Source organism: Rhodococcus sp. NPDC019050 (assembly GCF_055664235.1).
The window spans coordinates 196,908-217,898 of sequence record NZ_JBVOON010000002.1 but is presented as its reverse complement, the minus strand read 5'-3'; the positions used below and the strand labels follow the sequence as shown (position 1 = coordinate 217,898).

At 68.5% G+C, this 20,991-nt stretch carries 19 protein-coding genes; 6 read left to right on the top strand and 13 right to left on the bottom strand.

The features are described 5' to 3' along the window. Window positions 1–12 precede the first annotated feature (12 nt). Window positions 13–483, bottom strand: coding sequence for a transcriptional regulator NrdR (gene nrdR / locus AC0B44_RS03620; protein WP_471901558.1), 471 nt, complete (start codon window positions 481–483; stop codon window positions 13–15). A 197-nt stretch (window positions 484–680) separates the two neighbouring features. After that, a complete protein-coding gene (locus AC0B44_RS03615; RefSeq protein WP_471901557.1) occupies window positions 681–1,232 on the bottom strand; it encodes a hypothetical protein in 552 nt (183 codons plus the stop codon). 227 nt (window positions 1,233–1,459) lie between these two features. Here AC0B44_RS03615 and lexA point away from each other — a divergent pair, with 227 nt between their 5' ends. Then, window positions 1,460–2,185 (top strand): transcriptional repressor LexA, encoded by a 726-nt coding sequence (lexA, locus tag AC0B44_RS03610; RefSeq protein ID WP_471901556.1) that lies wholly within the window; start codon window positions 1,460–1,462, stop codon window positions 2,183–2,185. Window positions 2,186–2,303: 118 nt separating this feature from the next. On the opposite strand, the gene AC0B44_RS03605 is transcribed toward lexA, so the two are convergent. From AC0B44_RS03605 to AC0B44_RS03590, 4 genes are all read right to left on the bottom strand, one after another. Next, complete coding sequence (locus AC0B44_RS03605) at window positions 2,304–3,446, bottom strand: acyl-CoA dehydrogenase family protein (RefSeq protein ID WP_471901555.1); 1,143 nt, start codon at window positions 3,444–3,446, stop codon at window positions 2,304–2,306. 104 nt (window positions 3,447–3,550) lie between these two features. Further along, window positions 3,551–4,846 (bottom strand): uracil-xanthine permease family protein, encoded by a 1,296-nt coding sequence (locus AC0B44_RS03600; protein ID WP_471901554.1) that lies wholly within the window; start codon window positions 4,844–4,846, stop codon window positions 3,551–3,553. Window positions 4,847–4,927: 81 nt separating this feature from the next. Beyond that, window positions 4,928–6,037: a DUF2776 family protein gene (locus tag AC0B44_RS03595; RefSeq protein WP_471901553.1), complete on the bottom strand. Its 1,110-nt coding sequence runs from the start codon at window positions 6,035–6,037 to the stop codon at window positions 4,928–4,930. Window positions 6,038–6,189: 152 nt separating this feature from the next. Next, entirely contained in the window at window positions 6,190–7,857 is a 1,668-nt protein-coding gene (locus AC0B44_RS03590) for a phosphoenolpyruvate--protein phosphotransferase (protein WP_471901552.1), read from the bottom strand. Window positions 7,858–7,967: 110 nt separating this feature from the next. Between AC0B44_RS03590 and AC0B44_RS03585 the strand changes: the two genes are divergently transcribed. The 4 genes from AC0B44_RS03585 to AC0B44_RS03570 are packed head-to-tail and all read left to right on the top strand — an operon-like array spanning window position 7,968 to window position 12,145. Then, entirely contained in the window at window positions 7,968–8,735 is a 768-nt protein-coding gene (locus AC0B44_RS03585) for a DeoR/GlpR family DNA-binding transcription regulator (protein WP_471901741.1), read from the top strand. Continuing rightward, complete coding sequence (locus AC0B44_RS03580; protein WP_471901551.1) at window positions 8,732–9,733, top strand: 1-phosphofructokinase family hexose kinase; 1,002 nt, start codon at window positions 8,732–8,734, stop codon at window positions 9,731–9,733. The genes AC0B44_RS03585 and AC0B44_RS03580 overlap by 4 nt, the downstream gene beginning before the upstream one ends. A 9-nt stretch (window positions 9,734–9,742) precedes the next feature. Continuing rightward, on the top strand, window positions 9,743–11,857 hold the full coding sequence (locus AC0B44_RS03575; protein ID WP_471901550.1) for a PTS fructose transporter subunit IIABC: 2,115 nt from the start codon (window positions 9,743–9,745) through the stop codon (window positions 11,855–11,857). 30 nt (window positions 11,858–11,887) lie between these two features. After that, complete coding sequence (locus tag AC0B44_RS03570; RefSeq protein ID WP_471901549.1) at window positions 11,888–12,145, top strand: HPr family phosphocarrier protein; 258 nt, start codon at window positions 11,888–11,890, stop codon at window positions 12,143–12,145. Here AC0B44_RS03570 and AC0B44_RS03565 read toward each other — a convergent pair. From AC0B44_RS03565 to AC0B44_RS03545, 5 genes are all read right to left on the bottom strand, one after another. Further along, window positions 12,126–13,172, bottom strand: coding sequence for a hypothetical protein (locus tag AC0B44_RS03565; protein WP_471901548.1), 1,047 nt, complete (start codon window positions 13,170–13,172; stop codon window positions 12,126–12,128). The genes AC0B44_RS03570 and AC0B44_RS03565 overlap by 20 nt on opposite strands. Then, window positions 13,172–14,638, bottom strand: a complete 1,467-nt coding sequence (hflX, locus tag AC0B44_RS03560; protein WP_471901547.1) for a GTPase HflX — start codon at window positions 14,636–14,638, stop codon at window positions 13,172–13,174. The genes AC0B44_RS03565 and hflX overlap by 1 nt, the downstream gene beginning before the upstream one ends. Before the next feature lie 75 nt (window positions 14,639–14,713). Continuing rightward, window positions 14,714–15,580 (bottom strand): diaminopimelate epimerase, encoded by an 867-nt coding sequence (dapF, locus tag AC0B44_RS03555; RefSeq protein WP_471901546.1) that lies wholly within the window; start codon window positions 15,578–15,580, stop codon window positions 14,714–14,716. A gap of 10 nt (window positions 15,581–15,590) precedes the next feature. Further along, the gene (gene miaA / locus AC0B44_RS03550) at window positions 15,591–16,541 is read right to left on the bottom strand and encodes a tRNA (adenosine(37)-N6)-dimethylallyltransferase MiaA (RefSeq protein ID WP_471901545.1); all 951 of its coding nucleotides are present in this window, start codon (window positions 16,539–16,541) and stop codon (window positions 15,591–15,593) included. Next, complete coding sequence (locus AC0B44_RS03545) at window positions 16,529–17,242, bottom strand: class III extradiol ring-cleavage dioxygenase family protein (RefSeq protein ID WP_471901544.1); 714 nt, start codon at window positions 17,240–17,242, stop codon at window positions 16,529–16,531. The genes miaA and AC0B44_RS03545 overlap by 13 nt, the downstream gene beginning before the upstream one ends. Window positions 17,243–17,394: 152 nt before the next feature. On the opposite strand from AC0B44_RS03545, the gene AC0B44_RS03540 reads away from it, so the two are divergent. Further along, window positions 17,395–18,810, top strand: coding sequence for a DUF349 domain-containing protein (locus AC0B44_RS03540; RefSeq protein ID WP_471901543.1), 1,416 nt, complete (start codon window positions 17,395–17,397; stop codon window positions 18,808–18,810). Window positions 18,811–18,882: 72 nt separating this feature from the next. Here the strand turns inward: AC0B44_RS03540 and AC0B44_RS03535 are convergent, their stop codons facing one another. Together AC0B44_RS03535 and miaB are read right to left on the bottom strand one after the other, a co-directional pair. Next, window positions 18,883–19,428 (bottom strand): Rv2732c family membrane protein, encoded by a 546-nt coding sequence (locus tag AC0B44_RS03535; RefSeq protein ID WP_471901542.1) that lies wholly within the window; start codon window positions 19,426–19,428, stop codon window positions 18,883–18,885. Beyond that, window positions 19,425–20,954: a tRNA (N6-isopentenyl adenosine(37)-C2)-methylthiotransferase MiaB gene (miaB, locus tag AC0B44_RS03530; RefSeq protein ID WP_471901541.1), complete on the bottom strand. Its 1,530-nt coding sequence runs from the start codon at window positions 20,952–20,954 to the stop codon at window positions 19,425–19,427. The genes AC0B44_RS03535 and miaB overlap by 4 nt, the downstream gene beginning before the upstream one ends. Window positions 20,955–20,991: the final 37 nt, after the last annotated feature.

The following is a 20,991-nucleotide window of genomic DNA, read 5'->3' as shown; positions in this document are numbered from 1 at the left end:
GGTCGCCGAACCTCAGTCGGCGTCGGCGTCGTGCCGGCTCTGGTGCTGACGAAGCTCGCTGATCTCGCGCTCGAAATCCTCTGCGGAACTGAAGGATCGGTACACCGAGGCGAAACGCAGGTACGCCACCTCGTCGAGATCGCGCAACGGTCCGAGGATCGCGAGACCGACCTCGTGGCTCGGTACCTCGGGCGATCCCTTGGCGCGGATCGCGTCTTCCACCTGCTGGGCAAGCTTGTTGAGCGCGTCGTTGTCGACATCGCGTCCCTGGCAGGCACGGGCGACACCCCGGACGACCTTTTCGCGACTGAAGGGTTCGGTGACGCCGCTGCGCTTGACCACCGACAGCACGGCGGTCTCCACGGTGGTGAAGCGGCGGCCACATTCGGGGCACGCCCGGCGACGACGGATCGCGGCACCCTCGTCTGCCTCGCGCGAATCGACCACCCGAGAATCGGGATGGCGGCAATACGGGCAGTGCATGTAGGTTCCTTCGTCGCTGCCGTGAGGGCCGCGACGCCGGCGACGAACCGATGCCGTCTTCCCGGAATCGTTGCCACCCTCGGGTGTAGCGATGCCGACGCGACCACACGGGGTGGTATGACTGACAGTCCACGACAATACCCGCATGTCCGATTCGGCCGAGTGAGGCGGGTTGCCGGACGTCGCCGCCACGTCGGTCACTCCTGGTCCGGCGCGGGCACCAGAAGCCGGTGCCCCGCTGTCAGTCCCCCCACGCCGGCGGTGTCCGTCTCCGCGATCTGCCCGGTGTTCATCTCCGCGATCTTCGCGAGGGTGACGTCCAAGGGGGCGTCGGGATCGACCCGCAAGGCCAGCGCAGCAGGAGTTTCCCCCTCCCGGACGACGGTCACGACCGCCGCCCCTGCCCCGGCGGCGACCTGTGTGGTGCGCACATGCGCGATCGTGAGCAGCGCTGCGGTTGCGAGTGCGGTGAACAGCACCGCGGTGAGCATCTGGCGCCAGGAGACGCCGTCGGACACCGGTCGCTGCGCCGAGTGCGTCGGTGCGAGGGCCGCGCGGCGGTAGATCGGATCGACGTGGGCGGTCCGGCGCGGCCGGGTTCGCTCCCCGCGTGTGCCCCGCGCAGCGCCGGCACCCGGCGACGCCGAGGACGGCACCAGCCTCAGATGCTGTGGACGTTGACTCGCCGGCCGGACCTCACCGGTCTGGCGCATCTGGGCAGTACTCCGCCGAACCGTTGTTGCACCCATCGGAACCTCCGTGTGCGTTCGCTTCGTCGATCATGTGTTCGAACGTCAGGTTATTCGATCATCCGTTCGAACGAAAGCATGTTCGAATTTCTACCACGTCGGCGTGTCGTGCGTCGCGGGTTCCGACGACGAATGTCGAACAGGTGTTTGATATACGTGCGCGATCTCGATAGATTCGGTAGGTAACACCAATCGCATCCGACACTCGACCCACGGAGGTCACGACCATGGCGGACGGCAACTCCGCGGCCGGCCGGAGCCGGAACGCGGCCGACGACCCGGCACCCGGGCTCACCGAGCGCCAGCGCCGCGTTCTCGAAGTGATCCGGGATTCCCTCACCGTGCGGGGTTATCCCCCGAGCATCCGGGAGATCGGCGACGCGGTCGGGCTGAACTCGACCTCTTCGGTCGCGCACCAACTGCGCACGCTCGAGCGCAAGGGGTTCCTGCGGCGCGATGCCAACCGCCCCCGGGCCGTCGACATCCGCGGACTCGACGAGACCGGGTCCGTCTCGACCTCGGCCGACACCGGCGCTTCCACCACGATCGTCGCTACCTCCGATCCCGACCACATGGCCTCGGCCGCAATGGTTCCGGTGGTCGGACGGATCGCCGCAGGTGGCCCGATTCTCGCCGAGGAGTCGGTGGAAGACGTCTTCCCCCTCCCCCGCGAACTCGTCGGCCAGGGGTCGCTGTTCCTGCTCAAGGTCGTCGGCCAGTCCATGGTCGACGCGGCGATCTGCGACGGAGACTGGGTGGTCGTGCGTCAGCAGAACGTTGCCGACAACGGCGACATCGTCGCAGCCATGCTCGACGGTGAGGCCACCGTCAAGACGTTCAAGCGGGTGAAGAACGACGTGTGGCTCATGCCCCACAACCCGGTGTTCGAACCCATTCCGGGCAACGACGCCGTCATTCTCGGCAAGGTCGTCACGGTCATCCGGAAGATCTGACCTCCGTAGCACCGGATACGACATCACCGATACGACGAGGCCGGGGCGCCTTCCGCGTAATGCGGGGCACCCCGGCCTTTCTGTCATCCCGGCACCGTTGGGGCCGGCAGGAATCGGGTCAGATCTCGAGTCCGCGCCCGATGACTTCCTTCATGATCTCGTTCGTTCCGCCGTAGATCTTCTGCACGCGCGCGTCCAGGTAGGCGCGAGCCACGGGGTACTCACGCATGTAGCCGTAGCCACCGTGCAGCTGCAGGCAGCGATCGATGAGCTCGACCTGCTTGTCGGTCGTCCAGTACTTCGCCATGGCGGCTTCCTGCACGGTGAGCGTGCCGGCATTGAGCTCTTCGATGCACTTGTCGACGAACACGCGCGCGAGCTTCGTTTCCGTCGCCAGTTCCGCGAGTTCGAAGCGGGTGTTCTGGAACTTGCCGATCGGCTTGCCGAACGCCTTGCGGTCGCGGCAGTACTGGATCGTGTCCTCGAGGACCTTCTCCATGGCAGCGGCAGCGACGACGGCGATCGACAGGCGCTCCTGGGGAAGGTTCTGCATCAGGTAGATGAAGCCGAGGCCCTCTTGGCCGAGGAGGTTGGCCGCGGGCACCCGCACGTCGGTGAAGTGCAGCTCCGCGGTGTCCTGGGCGTCGAGCCCGATCTTGTCGAGGTTGCGTCCCCGCTCGAAGCCGGGCATGCCGCGCTCGACGACGAGCAGCGAGAAGCCCTGCGCGCCCTTCTCCGGGTCGGTGCAGGCCACGACGATCACCAGGTCGGCGTTGATTCCGTTGGTGATGAACGTCTTCGAACCGTTGAGCACCCAGTCGTCACCGTCGCGTACCGCGCGGGTCTTGATGCCCTGCAGGTCACTACCGGTGCCCGGCTCGGTCATCGCGATCGCGGTGATGATCTCGCCGGAGCAGAAGCCGGGCAGCCAGCGCTTCTTCTGCTCGTCGTTGGTGAGTGCGAGGAGGTACGGCGCCACAACGTCGTTGTGCAGCATGAATCCGACGCCGCTGTAGCCGCCACGCGTGGTTTCCTCGGTGAGGACGGTGTTGTAACGGAAGTCGTCCACCCCGCCGCCACCGAACTCCTCCGGCACGGCCATGCCGAGGAAGCCCTGCTCGCCGGCCTTCTTCCACACCTCACGGTCGACGATCTTGTCCTTCTCCCACTGCTCGTGGAAGGGGGCCACCTCCTGTTCGAGGAACTTCCGGTACGACTCCCGGAAGAGTTCGTGCTCGGGCTCGAAAAGGGTGCGTTGCATCTGCGCTCCTGTGTGTGACGGCTTTCGACACACCAACCGTAGGCACGAAAATGTGTGGTGACGCTGACAGGACCGAGCGAGTTCTGTGACCGCGCACGCACCCCTCAGCGACGAAGAGCGCTCAATCGACGCAGAATCGGGTACGCGACGAGGATGCCGATCGAGCCCCACGCGATACCGCCGAGTTCCACGGAACCGATGGAGAGCGTGAGGTCGCCGATGCCCGCGACCAGCGCGGCCGCAACGACGGTGAGGTTTACCGGGTCGGTGAAGTCGACCTTCGCCTCCATCCAGATCCGCACGCCCAGAAGGCCGATCAGGCCGTAGAGCACGAGCGTTGCGCCGCCGAGCACCCCGTCGGGCACGGTGAAGACGAGTGCGCCGAATTTCGGCGAGAAGGCCAGGACCACGGCCGTGATCGCCGCAACCCAGTAGGCGGCGGTCGAGTAGACACGAGTGGCAGCCATGACACCGATGTTCTCGGCATACGTCGTGGTTCCGGATCCGCCGCCGGCGCCGGCGAGCGTGGTGGCGAGTCCGTCGGCCAGCAGCGCATTGCCCGCCACGTCGTCGAGGTTCTTCCCCGTCATGGCGGCTACCGCCTTGACGTGCCCGACGTTTTCGGCGACCAGGACGATGACCACGGGGAGCGTCAGCAGGATCACGGAGAGTTCGAACGTCGGGCCACGGAACTCGGGCAGCCCGAACCACGCTGCCTCGCGCATGGCGTCGACGCGCTCGGATGCGAGCGATCCGGTCAACGCGGCGAAGATCCACCCGACGACGACGCCGACCAGGATGCCCAGTCGCCCGAGCATGCCCGGCCCTACCACGGTGACGAGGAGGATCACGACCAGTGTCACAAGGGCGACCAGCGGCTGCGCCTCGAACGAACCTGCCGCTGTGGGGGCGAGATTGAGGCCGATGAGCGCCACGACGGCGCCGGTGACCACCGGAGGCATGACCGCGTCGATGACGTGCGCGCCGAGGGCTTTCACGAGCAGGCCGATCAGCGCCAGGACGACGCCGGCCACCAGAATCGCACCGAGCTGCGCGGCCGGTCCGGAGCCTGCGGATGCACTGAGGGGCGCGATGAACGCAAAGGACGATCCGAGGTAGCTCGGTACCCGCCCGCGGGTGAGGAGGAGGAACAGTGCCGTGCCGATGCCCGAGAAGAGCAGCGTCGTGGTGACCGGGAATCCGGTGATCGTCGGCACCAGCAGCGTCGCTCCGAACATCGCGATGACGTGCTGCATCCCGATGCCGATGGTCCGCGGCCACGACAACCGCTCGTGGGGCGCGACGACCGCGCCCTCGCTGATGTGGCGCCCGTCGCCGTGCAGCGACCATCCCAGACCGGCAAACCCTCGCTGCTCGGTCTCTTTCGTCTCTTCGTTCACGAAACGCAATGGTAAGGCTCCGCGTCCCTCCCCGCGCAGGTCGCCCCGCCCGGGCTCACGAAGGCGGGGGCGCAGCGCGGGTCAGTCCCCCGATGACGTGCCGCTCTCGAGGATGCTGACGATGGAGTAGAGCGAGAAGCAAATCGCCCCGAGGCCTACGAGCACGCGGGCGGCGATGAACACGCTCGCGTCGTCGACGCCCGCTTGGAAGACGAATGCGGCCAGGAAGAGACACGCCAGCGCGGTCATGACCGGCAGCAGTGGAACCCTGTTGGCGAGTGGGAACGTTCGGCGCCAGACGAGGGCGAGCAGGCCGACCTTGCTCAGAACGCTGAAACAGACGAGGCCCAGGCCGATCATCACGAAACCCGGTGTCCGGTAGTAGTCCGCCCCGTCCCACACGAGCAGCACGATGCCCCAGACGAGAGCGAGCGTTCCCATGGCGATCACGAGCCAGGGCCACAAGGTCCGGTCCCCGGGGCCGTAAGAGTCCTGGATCTGTCGCGCGATACTGAACACCAGCCCGATCAGCGCGGTGCAGATCATGGCCAGACCCGCGACGACGTGTCCCACGGTGAACCGTGCGGGCGTGGTCGAGAGAACCAGATTCGTGATGGCGAATGCCCAGGCCACAATCGCGAGCAGCACCGGGATCACGCAGAGTACCGTCGCGACACTCGACGAGAAGGCAGAGTCCGGAGGCGTCCTGTCACCCTCCGGCAACTGCGAATTCTGCGGGATGAGCGAGAACTTCGTCGATGCGGTGGCAACGGTGGCGACGCACCCGCTGATCAGGCCGAGGCCGAACACCACGTGCCCCGCCACATACTCCGGGCCCGGTCCCGAGCTCGAGGCTCCGACGAAGAGCCAGATGCCGTACGCGGCGGTTCCGATCGCTGCCGCGTATCCGAGCACCGGATAGAGGATCCGGTCGGTCGCGTTGAACCGGCCGATCAACTGGCGGATGATGGTAGCCGCGGTGCAGAACAGGCAGAGGCAGATCGCCCCGAGGAATGTCACCACCCTGCCCGCGACAAAGTTTGCCGGGTCGTCTGCCGCTGTCCAGACGTAGATGCCGAAGCCGAGACACAGCGCCATCATCATCAGCGGGATGGCCCGGAAAAGAACACTCACCCAATAGTTCACGACGATCACGACCTCTTGTTCGGGGCACGTCGACCTAGCGTTCATATGAGGACCGTCGACCACCTACCGGTGGAGTCGGTCGGGTGCATATCGGGCCCGTTCTTGAAGTAGATCACGCTGCCGCAGCGCCTATGGCGCGTTCGGAGGCTCGAGATCAACGGGCCCGTTTTCGGGAGTCGGCGGATACGGCGGTCAGGTCACTCCAGGATCCGGGTCGCCGCCGATCGCGCGGACATCGCATCACCGGACGCGAGCACCGCCTCGGCTGCCTCCCGGCAGCGGTCCATCGTCACCGTCGCCAGCCTGGCGCCCACCGGCGCGACCGCGGACGCCGCACAGGACAGCGACGTCACACCCATGCCGGCCAGGACACAGGCGAGAAGCGGGTCTGCTCCCGCCTCTCCGCAGACGCCGACGGGTTTGCCCACTGCTGCCCCGGCCCGGGCCGTGTGTGCCACGAGGGTCAGAACTGCCGGCTGCCAGGCTGTGGTGAGGGCAGCGAGCTGCGAGGACATCCGGTCCGCCGCCATCGTGTACTGGGCCAGATCGTTGGTGCCGATCGAGAGGAAGTCCACGTGCTCGAGCACGCGCTCGGCGAGCAGCGCGGCAGCGGGAATCTCGATCATGACGCCCGGAGACAGGTTGCGTTCGCGGACCAGTGCCGCGAACTCCGCCGCTTCGCCGACGGTCGCGATCATGGGGGCCATCACCCACGGGGACGCTCCCGACCGTTTTGCTGCTTCGGCCACGGCGTCGAGCTGGCGCTCGAGGATGCCGGGCGCGGCTGTGGTGATCCTGATGCCTCGCACGCCGAGTGCGGGGTTCGGCTCCTCGGGGTGGTTCGCGAAGCGCAGCGGCTTGTCGGAGCCGGCGTCGAGGGTGCGGACGACGACCTTCCGTCCGGCGTACGCGTCGAACACCTCCGCGTAGATGTCGGCCTGCTCGGCGACCGTCGGCTCGGTTTCCCGGTCCAGGAAACACAATTCGGTGCGGAACAACCCGACGCCCTGTGCCGGGGTTTCGCGTGCGGCGCGGGCACCCGCTCCGTCCTGGACGTTGGCGAGGATGTCGACGGGGTGACCGTCGGCCGTGGCTCCCGGGCCCGTCCACGCGGCGGTGCGTTCACGCTCGGCACGGTCGCGCCGGACCGCCGCGTCGGCTTCGTCCTTGTCCGGTTCGATCACGATCCGGCCGGTCGAGCCGTCGAGCAGGGCAGGGGTTCCGGTCGGCACGTCGTCGAGCCCCACGGCGGCGACGACGCACGGGATCCCGAGTTGGCGCGCGATGATCGCGGTGTGACTGGTGGGGCCACCGAGTGTGGTGGCGATTGCCACGACGAGAGCAGGGTCCAGGCCCGCGGTATCGGCGGGCGCCAGGTCGTCGGCGAACAGGACCGACGGCACCTCCGGGAGTTCGAGGCCGGGCTCGGGTAGACCCTGCAGTTCGGAGATCACCCGGTCGCGCACATCGAACAGGTCGGTGACCCGTTCGGCCTGCAGCCCACCCATCTTCTCGAAGATTCCCGCGAACTGTTCGGTGGCGGCGGTGGCGGCCGAGACGGCATCGGATCCGTTACGGATGCGGGTCGACGCAGCACCGCGCCACGCCCGATCCTCGGCGAGCATGGCGGTCGCCGCGAGGACCTCGGCGGCCGCTCCCGTCGCGCGGGAGGACCGGACGCGGAGACGTTCCGCGACGTCGGCGACCGCGTTCTCGAACCGGCTGACCTCTGCTTCCCGGACGGTATCGGGAATCGACACGGGCTCCGGTGACACGACCGGCCGCGGTGCAGGGCGGATCACCGGTCCGAAGCCGATGCCCGGCACAACCGGCGTTCCGGACAGGACGCGTGGCGTGTTGTCCATGAATACCTCCTCGCAGGGATCAATGTGATCGAGATTACTCCAAACCCTTGACATGTCAACACAGACGGGCGTAAAACAACATAAAGCAACAGATTCGGATAGGGGTGAGGGTGTACGCGGAGGAACGCCAGCAGGCCATAGCGGACCTGATCGGCCGACGGGGACGAATGTCCGTCGCCGCGCTCGCCGAGCGATACGGCGTCACCACCGAGACGGTGCGGCGCGACCTCGCCCTGCTCGAGCGACTCGGGCACGTCCGCCGGGTCCACGGCGGCGCGATTCCCTTCGCTGCACTCACGGTCAGCGAACCGGCGCTCGCGGATCGGGAGCACTCGCGGGCCGACCAGAAGGACCGGATAGCCGCCGCCGCTGCCGCCTTCCTCCCCCCGTCCGGTGGAAGCGTCCTGTTCGATGCCGGAACCACGACCGGCCGGATCGTCTCGGCGCTGCCCACCGACACCGATCTGAAAGTCGTGACGAACTCGGTTCCCATCGCCGCCCGTCTCGCGGCACTCCCCTCCGTCGCGCTGCACCTGACCGGCGGACGAGTGCGGGGCGTGACACAGGCCGCAGTGGGGGCGGACGCACTGCAGTTCCTCGACACCCTGCATGTCGATGTCGCTTTCGTAGGAACCAACGCGCTGACCGTCGAGCACGGGCTGAGCACTCCCGATGCGGACGAAGCCGCCGTCAAACGGTCCATCGTCCGCTGCGCGGAACGCGTTGTGGTGGTGACAGATTCATCGAAGGTCGGACGCCGGAATCTTCTCCGTTTCGCGCCCATTTCCGCCGTCGATGTCCTCGTCACCGACAGCGACATCGAGGAAACGGACCACAAGCAACTCGCCGAACTCGGAATCGAGGTGGTGATCGCATGATCGTCACATTGACCGCCAACCCCAGCCTGGACCGCACCGTCGCGCTCAACGGGACACTCGTTCGTGGCGCGGTTCTCCGGAGCACCGGAACCACCGTGGACCCCGGAGGCAAGGGCATCAACGTGGCCCGGGTCCTGCGACGTGCCGGTCTGGAGGTTGTCGCCGTCCTCCCCGCCGACAGTGGTGATCCGCTGCTCACCGCGCTCGACGAACGCGCGGTGCCCTACGTGGCCGTCGCGACCTCCGGGCCGGCGCGCAACAACATCACCATTGCCGAACCGGACGGCACCACGACCAAGCTCAACGAACCCGGGCACACCTGCACCGGCCGCACCTTGGGTGAACTCCACACCGCTGTCCTGAACGCCGCGTGCGGTGCGTCCTGGGCGGTCCTGTGCGGTTCCCTGCCGCCCGGTATTCCCGACAGCTGGTACGCCGACCTGGTCACGGCCCTCCGAAGCCTCGGGTGCCGGGTTGCCGTCGACACCTCGGAGGCACCGCTGCTCGCGCTCGCCGACCGGCTACCTGCCGCGGCGCCCGACCTGATCAAGCCCAACTCGGACGAACTCGCCCAGCTCACCGGCGCGGACGCCACCGCACTGGAAGCCGGCGCTGCCGCCGGCGATCTGGGCCCGGTGATCGACGCAGGGCACGTACTGGTCCAGCGCGGCGTCGGCGCGGTGCTCGCCACCCTCGGCGCCGCAGGTGCGGTTCTCGTCACCGGCGACGGTGCCTGGCACGCGTCGACGGCCTCCGCGACCGTGCGCAGCACCGTGGGGGCGGGCGATTCGTCCCTGGCCGGGTACCTCGTCGCCGAGAATGCCGGACACACGCCGCCCGATTGCCTGCGGCACGCGGTGGCGTACGGCAGCGCCGCAGTCGCACTGCCCGGCACCGAACTTCCCGGTCCCGAGTCCGTCGATCCGGACGCCGTGCGCGTCACCGGATTCCAGGACCGGCCGGAGCCACCCGCCCATGCTCTACCCTCCCACCCGTAAGGACACGCCATGACACACAGCGCATCCGGTCCCGGCAGTCGCCCGGCGATCATCGACGCTGACCTCATCGCACTCGACGTCGATCTGGGTTCCGACAAGTCGTCGGTGATCGCGGCACTCGCGGGACGCCTCGCGTCTGCGGGCCGTGCCTCGGACGCCGAGGCGCTCGCGGCGTCGGTGCTCGACCGGGAATCGAAGTCCGCCACAGGACTTCCCGGTGGACTCGCCATTCCGCACGCCCGAGCCGAATCCGTCACCACGCCGTCGCTGGCTTTCGCGCGACTGTCGCCGAAGGTCGACTTCGGCGCCCCCGACGGGCCGGCCGACCTGGTGTTCCTCATCGCCGCCCCGGAAGGCGCCGGCGCCGATCACATGAAGGTACTCACCGCGCTCGCACGGGCGCTGGTGCGGCCCGACTTCGTCTCGTCGTTGCGCGAGGCGAACTCCGCCGACAACGTCATCTCGCTGGTCCAGGGAGTACTGCCCCCGGAGTCGGCCGCCACCGGAAACGACTCGCAGACGGCGGGCAGCACTGCGGCGCCGGGAGACGACGCACCCAAGGCGCCGACGGGTGCTGTCGTGGGGACGCCGCCGAGCGGCGGTGCCGGAGAATCGGAAGGCGGCGGATCCCGGACGCTCGTCGCGGTGACCGCATGCCCGACGGGTATCGCCCACACCTACATGGCAGCCGACGCGTTGACCGCCGCCGCCGAACGAGCGGGCGTCACCCTGCGGGTCGAAACTCAGGGGTCGAGCGGAAGCACACCGCTTCCCGCGTCGGCGATCGCCGACGCGGACGCCGTGATCTTCGCGACCGATGTCGGTGTGAAGGGACGTGAACGCTTCGGCGGCAAACCGGTGATCGCATCCGGGGTCAAGCGTGCCATCAACGAACCCGACGTCATGATCGCCGAGGCGCTGCGGGCAGCATCCGATCCGTCCGCACGCACCGTCGAATCTTCCTCCACGGCTGCCACGCCGGAAGGTGGCGACACGGGATCCGAACTGGGATGGGGCACCCGCCTGCGGCAGATCCTGCTGACCGGTGTGAGCTACATGATCCCGTTCGTGGCCGCGGGCGGTCTGCTCATCGCGCTCGGCTTCCTGCTGGGTGGGCACGACATCGGCGATGTCGCCAGTGGCATCGTCCTGGACAACAGCCTCACCAACCTGCCCGAGGGTGGTCTGGGGGCGTACCTCGGCGCGGTCCTGTACCAGATCGGGTCGCTGTCGTTCTCGTTCCTGGTACCGGCGCTTGCCGGTTACATCGCCTTCGCGATCGCCGACAGGCCGGGCCTGGCACCGGGTTTCACGGCCGGTGCGGTTGCCGTCTTCGTGGGCGCCGGTTTCATCGGCGGCCTGATCGGCGGTCTGATCGGTGGCTTCGCGGCACTGTGGGTGGCCCGTATCCCGCTGCCCGCATGGGCGCGCGGTCTGATGCCCGTGGTCATCATCCCGTTGCTGGCGAGCCTTATCGTCGGTGGCTTGATGTTCCTGCTGCTCGGCCGTCCGCTCGCCGCCGTCACCACCGGGTTGACCGACTGGCTCAACGGCCTCTCGGGCGGTTCGGCGGTGCTCCTCGGCGTCATCCTGGGCCTGATGATGTGCTTCGACCTCGGCGGGCCGGTCAACAAGGCCGCGTACGCATTCGCCGTCGCCGGCCTGGACGTGAACAACCTCGCGTCGCTGCAGATCATGGCAGCGGTCATGGCGGCCGGTATGGTCCCGCCGCTCGCAATGGCCTTGTCCTCGCAGATCCGGCCACGTCTCTACAGCGAGGCCGAACGCGAGAATGGTAAGGCCGCATGGCTGCTGGGTGCCTCGTTCATCTCGGAGGGCGCGATCCCGTTCGCCGCGGCAGACCCCATCCGGGTGATCCCGTCCATGATGCTCGGCGGTGCCCTCACCGGCGGCATGGTCATGGCCGCCGGGGTCACCTTGTCGGCACCGCACGGAGGACTGTTCGTCCTCTTCGCGATGGACCACGTGGTGTGGTTCCTCGTCGCTCTGGCGGCGGGCACGATCGTGGCAGGCCTCGCCGTCACGATCGCCAAGCAGGTCACCCACACCACCGACGCGATCGCCGACGAACCCGTTCTGCAAGACACCACCGTCCGTTCCTGACCAGGCGCGTTCACAAACCGAGGAGAACCCATGCCCAGCACCACCGTTGCCGTCGGCTCGTCGATCGGCCTGCACGCCCGTCCCGCCGGAATCATCGCCGAAGCCGTTGTGGCGTCGGGAGTTCCCGTCACTCTCTCGGTTGCCGGAGGTGAACCGGTGGATGCCGGTTCGGCTCTGATGATCATGACGCTCGGCGCATCGCAGGGCGCAGAGGTCACCGTCACGTGTGACGACGAAGCGGTGCTCGACCAGGTGGCGAAACTGGTGGCTACCGACCTCGACGCCTGACCGTCACCGCCACAACGGCGGCGAGCACGGCGATCGCCACGGCTACGCCGCCCGCCACCGGTAACACCGCAGTCGACCTCTCTTCGTCGCCGGCGCCCTCGGGGGTGTCGGCGACGAAGAGGTCGGTCACCCCGCGCAAAACCTGAATCGGGGGCAGGACCGAGGACTCGGGGGCCGCTTCGGAGGCGGTCAGCAGGTCACCGTCCGAGGTGAAGGCGATCGCCTCGCCCTGGGGCTCTCCGGGAACGGCGATCCGCAGATCGGGACCCGACGACAGTGCCGCAGCGACGTCACCGTCCGGTGCGTGGAACAGATAGACATCGGTATAGGTCCGGACCGCCGCCACCGTTCCGTCCTCGCTGACCGCTCCCCCGGTGATCATCGAGGACGACGCGCCGGGGATCGGGCCGCCGGGCGTGTCGGTGGGGCCGAGAGCGAGAGTCCCGATTCGCTCGAGATCCGTCGGCCCGGGCGAATCCGCTGCGGTCAGCGCGCGATTCCCGGCGGGCCGGTAGATACCGCTCGGCCCGAACAACGACTTCGTGACGATCACCGGAATCCCGTCGGCCGGCACGAGCAGCGTCTCCGCGTCCTGGGGACCGTCGGGGTACCGGAGGCGATACAGGTCGCCGGTGCCCGAGTCGGGATCGACCGAGATCAGCGCGACGGTCTCCCTGCTGCGGGAGTTGTCACCGACATCGGCGAGCCACAACCGGCCGTCGGGCCCGGCCGCCATGTCCTCCACGTCGTACGGATCGACCGGAGCCGGGACACGCTGCAGCACAGTGCAATCGGAACCGAGTTCGACGATCCGCTCGTCGGCGCCGGCGTCGGGTGTCGCGAAGAGCCGCCCGCCCGGCGCCGCCAGACCGGACAGTTCGGCCAGTGCCGGATCGGCCGGGGCGCACAGCACCTCCGGCGTCAGATCCGCGGACGGAACCTGCGCGTCGTCGGCTGCGGCCGGAGCGGCGAACGCCACGGCGACGAGCAGGGGCACCCCCGCAGCCGCGCTGCGCATACCGCGCATCAGGCGGCGTATTCGCCCAATGCCGACGCGAGCGCCATCGGAACCCGGGCATGCACGCGGGTGCCGTCCGCTTCGTGTGCCGAGTCCAGGATCTGCCCATCGGAATGGATGCGGGCGATCAGGTCTCCCCGGGTGTACGGAACGAGGACTTTCACCTCCACGTCGGGATCCTCGAGAATGTCGGCCAGCCGCGTGCGCAGTTCCTCCATCCCCTCTCCCGTTCGGGCGGAGATGAACACCGCATCGGTGAGGAGCCCGCGGAGCTGGGTGAGGGTCACCGGATCGGCTGCGTCGATCTTGTTCACGACGATCAGCTCGGGCGGCGGCGGGGCATCGCTTTCCCGCAGCACCTCCGTGACGACCTCACGAACCGCCTTGATCTGCTCGGTGGGCATTGGATCGGAGCCGTCCACGACGTGCAACAGCAGATCCGCGTCTGCGACCTCTTCGAGCGTCGACCGGAACGCCTCGACCAGCTGGGTCGGCAGGTGCCGAACGAAGCCGACGGTGTCGGTCAGGACCAGTTCGCGGCCGTCCGGCAGTGCCGACCGGCGCGTCGTCGGGTCCAGGGTGGCGAACAGCGCGTTCTGCACCAGGACGCCCGAGCCGGTGAGGGCGTTGAGCAGACTCGACTTGCCGGCGTTGGTGTAGCCGACGATCGCCACGGACGGGATCCGGTTGCGCAGGCGCCTGGTGCGCTTGGTGTCGCGGGCGGCCTTCATGCCCTTGATCTCGCGCCGCAGTTTCGCCATCCGCTCGCGGATTCGGCGACGGTCCGTTTCGATCTTGGTCTCACCCGGACCGCGCAGGCCGACGCCGCCGTTGCTGCCGGCACGACCACCGGCCTGGCGCGACATCGACTCACCCCAGCCGCGCAGCCGGGGCAGCATGTACTCCATCTGGGCGAGCGAGACCTGCGCCTTGCCTTCGCGGGACGTCGCGTGTTGCGCGAAGATGTCGAGAATCAGCGCGGTCCGGTCGATGACCTTGACCTTGACGACCTTCTCCAGCGCGGTGAGCTGTGCCGGGGTGAGTTCGCCGTCGCAGATGACGGTGTCGGCGCCGGTGGCGAGCACGATCTGGCGAAGTTCCTCGGCTTTGCCGGAGCCGATGTAGGTTGCCGCGTCGGGCTTGTCGCGACGCTGGATCAGCCCGTCGAGGACCTCCGAGCCCGCGGTTTCCGCGAGCGCGGCGAGTTCGGCGAGGCTCGCGTCGGCCTGCGCCGCCGTGCCACCGGTCCACACGCCGACGAGCACGACTCTCTCGAGCCTGAGCTGGCGGTATTCGACCTCGGTGACATCTTCGAGTTCGGTGGACAGACCGGCCACGCGCCGAAGGGCGCTGCGATCGTCCAGTTGCATCTCACCGACGGACGGATCGTCGACGGACCAGTCTCCGTGTGCGCTGTAGGCACTGTCGGATGTGTCTTCTGGGGTGGCACGCTCGGTGCGCGATGTGTTTGTCATACATGTCCATGTTCCCATGAAGCCCTGACAGATGCATTCGAGTTTCTTGTCGCCGTCACCTGGGGCTTCACCAGGTCACGCGAGGGACGCCCACCATCCGTCACCGAGCTCGCCCGAAGCGACGAGAACGGAGGGTCCGCGCAGCCACGCCCGGCCCTTCTCGATGCGGACGTCGACGGAGCCGCCGGGGATACAGACCTGAACGACCCCTTCGTCACTGCCGTCGTATCGCAGCGCCGCCGCAGCCGCGGCCACGGTCCCTGTGCCGCAGGAGCGGGTCTCCCCTACGCCCCGCTCGTGGACGCGCATGTGCACGGAACCGGACAGGATCGGCGTGAGGAACTCGATATTGACGCCCTGGGGGAAGAAGCCGGGATCGAAGCCGGGCGCCGTCAGATCGAGCGCCGCGAGTCCCGCCTCGGTCAGGTTGGCATCCACGCAGGCCAGATGGGGGTTACCGACGTCGATGCCGATCCCGCTGTAGACACGGCCGTCGAGCGTTGCGGTGGAGTCGCCGAGTTGCCGCACGACACCCATGTCCACGGTGACGTCGCCGAACACCGGCCCGGCCGCGTGGACCTGTACCGGCTTTCCACCCGCCCGGCTGCCGACCACGAAGTCGGGTGCGGTCACGAGACCGTGGGCGGTGAGGTAGTGCGCGAAGACCCGCACGCCGTTGCCGCACATCTCGGCGATCGACCCGTCGGCGTTGCGGTAGTCCATGAACCAGTCGTCGTCGGCGGTGCCGTCGGGGAGTTCGGACAGGACACCGGCGGTGACGAGCGCACCGGCCCGTGCGACCCGCAGAACCCCGTCGGCGCCGAGACCGCGCCGGCGGTCGCACAGTGCCGCGACCCGCTCGGCGGCAAGATCCAGCCGTGCGTCCGGGTCGGGGAGGATCACGAAGTCGTTCTCGGTGCCGTGCCCTTTGCTGAACTCCATACCGGTCACCTTATCGAGTACCGGGCATTCCACCCGTCCGCGCGTCCGTCACAGCCCGGAGCGCGGAGGCGGTGAGGTCCGGATCGGCGCCGTCGAGCCAGTGGATGCGCGGATCGCGCCGGAACCACGAACGCTGACGGCGCACGTAGCGCCGGGTCCCGATGAACGTGCGCTCCCGGGCGTGAGCGAGGTCGTATTCGCCGTCGAGATGCTCGAGCACCTGGGCGTAGCCGATCGCCCGGGGGGCCGTCACGCCGTCGCGCAACCCGCGTTCGAGCAGCGTCCGGACCTCGTCCACGAGTCCCTGCTCGAACATCGTGTCGGTGCGTTCGGCGATACGCCGGTCGAGTTCTCCGGTCTCCCGGTCGACACCGAGGATCACGGTGTCCCATCGGGGATCCCCGATCGTCGGTTGCGACGCGGCGAACGGCTTCCCGGTCAGTTCGACGACCTCGAGTGCCCGCACCATCCGTCTGCCGTCGGTGGGCAGGATCGTCTCGGCCGCGACGGGGTCGGCGAGACGCAGTGCTTCGTGTACCGCCGCGGGACCGCCGTCCTCGAGCACCGCCTCCCACTTCGCCCGGACCTCGGGGTCGGTCGCGGGGAACTGCCACTCGTCGAGCAGCGCCTGCACGTACATCATCGAGCCACCCACGACGATCGGCACGCGACCGCGAGCGCGTATCTCCTCGACGTCGTCGGTCGCCGCGCGCTGATACCGCGCGACCGTTGCCGTCTCGGTGACGTCGAGAACGTCGAGTTGATGATGGGGAATCCCGCGTCGCTCCTCCACCGGGAGTTTCGCGGTTCCGATGTCCATCCCGCGGTACTGCTGCATCGCGTCGATGTTGACGATCTCGCCGCCCAGCGCTTCTGCGAGGTCGAGTCCGAGATCGGACTTGCCCGTCGCGGTGGGTCCGACGACGGCGATGGGGCGCACCTCGCCGTTCACGGTCGCCACACCCCCGCGTGGTAACCGACGCCGTAGGGCGCTCCGGTGTAGGTGGTCGTCGCGGAGGCCGGAGCGTCGGTGAACACCGCGCCGAATGCCTGCCACGCCGCGCGACCGGCGAACAGGACCTCCGCGCACAAGATCGGGTCGAGCGCACTCAGAGCATCCGGATCACCCGAGGTCAGCGCTTGTGCGAGTTCGGCGTCGACGTCTCCCGCTCGCGGGTCGAACGCTCCGGGGGCCTTCGCCGTGAGGGTCGCCGGGCCGTCGGCAACGACGAGCAGGGCACGCGGGCGCGAGCCTGCGTCGAGGCGCTCGCGCAGCATTGCGCCCACCTTTGTGCAGGTACCGGGGTCGGTGTCGGCGCTCAGTATGTGCGCCTCGATCGAGGTCTTCGGGGCGACCCGGTCGCGGATCCATCCGGCGACGAGCGCGGCCAGGGGCAGGTCCGGATCGGGTTCGCCCGCGGTGCCGGGGCCCAGCGCGACCGGGACGTCGACACCGTATCCACGGAAGGTGCCGCGCGCCGTGGCGGGAACCTCGGCGGCGATGTCTCCTGTGCCGACGACGAGCCAGTCGGTCGCTGCCGCGAGTTCCCGAACGGTGTCGAGCACTGCTGTCCGCAGGTCGTCGGTTTCGGCCGCGGCGAGACCGCTCAGCTCCGGAACGAGCAACGGTGGGGAGGGCACGAACGCCCCGGCGATGAACACACCGGCAACGGTAGTCGACCGGACCCGGCGCCCTGCACAGCCGCGACCTGTTTCAATAGGGGGCGGATGTGTGGTCACGGAGTCCCGTGACCCGACCTGCGGTAGAGCGATGCGACCAGGCAGCCGTGCCGCGCGGCAGAGATGAGGTACTGATGAGCGACCCGAATGCACAGGAACAGGCAGTGGGGCCGACACCCGGTGACGCAGCGCGGCCCGGACCGCCCAAGCCCGGTGGCCCACGCCCCGGCCCGACGAAGGCGACGGCGTCGTCCGGTGTGCAGACCGCCGGTTCCCACCCGAAGCCGCACCCGGTCTCATCCCAGAACCATCCTCACATGCCCGCGGTCCCCGCGAGCGATCCCAGCCGATTCGGGCGGGTGGACGAGGACGGCACCGCGTGGGTCGTCACGGCCGCCGGAGAACGCTGCATCGGTTCGTGGCAGGCCGGCGACGCCGCCGAAGGGCTCGCCCACTTCGGCCGTCGATACGACGACCTCGCCACCGAGGTGGCGATCCTCGAGACCCGGCTCGCCTCCGGAACCGGGGACATCAAGAAGACACGGGCCGCCGCCGAAGCACTCGCCGAATCCCTTCCGACGGCCGCGGTCATCGGGGACCTCGACGCTCTGTCCGCGCGTCTGACGGAGATCATCACGGCCTCGGAGCAGGCTGCGGTCGCCGCGAAGCAGGAGAAGGAGCAACAGCGCGCCGAGAACACCGCGCGCAAGGAGGCGCTCGCCGCCGAAGCCGAGGAAATCGGAGCGGAGTCCACGCAGTGGAAGGCCGCGGGCGACCGGCTCCGGGAGATCCTCGACGAGTGGAAGTCCATCCGCGGGGTCGACCGGAAGGTCGACGACGTCCTGTGGCGCCGGTACTCCAAGGCCCGCGAGGCGTTCAACCGTCGCCGTGGTGCACACTTCGCCGAACTCGACCGCGAGCGGGCGTCGGCGAAGAGCCGCAAGGAGGAACTCGTCGCCCGTGCCGAGTCGCTGCAGGACTCGACCGACTGGGGTGCGACCGCAGCCACCTTCCGCGACCTGCTCGCGGAATGGAAGGCCGCAGGTCGGGCGCCACGCGAAGCGGACGACCAACTGTGGAAGCGCTTCAAGGGTGCGCAGGACGTGTTCTTCGCGGCGCGCAACAATGCGAACGCCGAGCGCGAAGCCGAGTTCGAGGAGAATGCGCGCGCGAAGGAAGCCCTGCTCGAATCGGCGGCGACCATCGATCCATCCTCGGATGTCGAGGCTGCGCGGGCGCAGTTGCGGGAGCTTCAGGACAAGTGGGAAGCGATCGGCAAGGTTCCGCGCGAGCGCACCCACGATCTCGAAAGCCGCCTGCGCGCCGTCGAGAAGCGCGTGCGTGAGGCAGCCGACTCGGAGTGGCGTCGCACCGATCCCGAGGCGCTCGCCCGCGCGGCTCAGTTCCGGGAGCGGGTGCAGCAGTTCGAGGAGCAGGCAGCCAAGGCCTCCGCGAACGGTCGCACGAAGGAAGCCGAGCAAGCCCTCGCCCAGGCTTCGCAGTGGCGGGAATGGGCCGAGGCAGCCGAAGGCGCGGTCGGCGAACTCTGACAGCTGCGAACCGGCCACCGACACGACGGTGCCCCTCTCCGGATCCGGAGAGGGGCACCGTCGTCTGTAGGGCTAGTTGTCGCGGAAGAGCCTCGGACGGTCGTCTTCTGCCACGACGCGGCGGAGGTCGCTCTCGGCTTCGAGCTGTGCGGACGTCCGCGCCCACACGACGCGTGCCCAGTGGAAGACGATGACCATCATCGCGAGCCAGCCCAGCACGATCCCGAAACCCGGGCCTCCGGCCGTCGACTCGACCGGCAGGGTCTGACGCGTCCAGATCGACAGCATCCCGAACACGAGGGTCACCGACGAGCCGGCGAGCGTCACCCACGCGGCGACCCACCTGCGGGTGAGCAGCGCGAGGATCGAGCCGAGTGCGCCGAAGATCAGGGCGAACCACACGAACAGCCGCGACGGCAGGGCGATCTCCTGCTCGATCGCATCGGGAGCGAAGGCCAGCGCCTCCCAGCCGTTCGCCGAACCCGCGTGCGGGAGCGCGAACGATCCGAGCAGCGCGAGTACAGCGATCGCCACGAACATCGCGCGGGCGCCGGGATCGATTTCTTTGGCGGCGTCGCGTTCGGCTGCCTCGAGGCCGGCGCGAATCTCCTCGGTCATGCGTTACATCCCATCTGGGTCGGGAGGTCGGCGGGAGCGCCGATGGTGGGCAGTCCGAGTCCGACGCCGATCGGCGGCGTCTTGGGGAGCTTGCCCTGTTCGAAATGGTCCCCCGCGCGGGTGCGGCGGTGGGTGAGTATCGCGTCGTCGGCGACGAGGTGGTGCGGTGCAGCGCCGGTCACGACCACCGTGATCACGTCGCCCGGACGGACCGCGGTGTCGATGTTCCCCTCGGGACGGAAGTGCACGAGACGGCCGTCGCGGGCGCGCCCGCTCATCCGCGCGGTCTCGGCGTTCTTGCGCCCTTCCCCGGCCGCGACGAGCAGTTCCACCTCGGTGCCGACCAGTTCCCGGTTCGCCTCGAGGGTGATGCGTTCCTGGAGGGCGATGAGCCGCTCGTAGCGCTCCTGCACGACAGCCTTGGGCACCTGATCGTCCATCTCGGCCGCCGGTGTGCCGGGACGCTTGGAGTACTGGAACGTGAAGGCGCTCGTGAAGCGGGCCTTCTCGACGACGTCGAGCGTCTCCTGGAAGTCTTCTTCGGTCTCGCCCGGGAAGCCCACGATGATGTCGGTGGTGATGGCCGCGTGCGGCATGGCGGCGCGGACCCGGTCGATGATGCCGAGGAACCGCTCCTTGCGGTACGAGCGGCGCATCGCCCGCAGGATCCGGTCGCTGCCGGACTGCAGCGGCATGTGCAACTGCGGGCAGACGTTCGGCGTCTGCGCCATCGCCTCGATGACGTCGTCGGTGAACTCCGCCGGGTGCGGCGAGGTGAAGCGGACCCGTTCCAATCCCTCGATGTCGCCGCAGGCCCGGAGCAGTGACGCGAACGCACCCCGGTCGCGGGGCTGTTCGGGGTCGGCGAACGACCGGCCGTAGGAGTTGACGTTCTGTCCGAGCAGCGTCACTTCGAGAACGCCCTCGTCGACGAGGGCTTTGACCTCGGCGAGAATGTCGCCGGGACGACGGTCGACTTCCTTGCCTCGCAGCGACGGCACGATGCAGAACGTGCACGTGTTGTTGCAGCCCACGGAGATGGACACCCAGCCCGCGTACGCGGACTCGCGCTTGGCGGGGAGCGTCGACGGGAAGGCCTCGAGAGAGTCGAGGATCTCGACCTCCGCGCGGCGGTTGTGACGTGCGCGCTCGAGCAGGGCAGGCAGATTACCGATGTTGTGCGTGCCGAAGACCACATCGACCCACGGGGCCTTCTGGACGACGAGACTGCGGTCCTTCTGAGCGAGGCAGCCGCCGACTGCGATCTGCATGTCGGGGTTCTCGTCCTTGACCGGCCGCAGATGGCTGAGGTTGCCGTAGAGCTTGTTGTCGGCGTTCTCCCGCACAGCACACGTGTTGAACACCACCAGGTCAGGGTTGGTTCCCGGAGTGGCACGGTGGAAACCGGCGTCCTCGAGCAATCCGGACAGACGCTCGGAATCGTGCACGTTCATCTGGCAGCCGTACGTGCGGACTTCGTAGGTCCGAGGGGCGGCGTGGGAGACATTCTCGTCGATCAGTGACACGTCTCAGGGTAGCTCACGCGCACGAGGTGACCTCCCG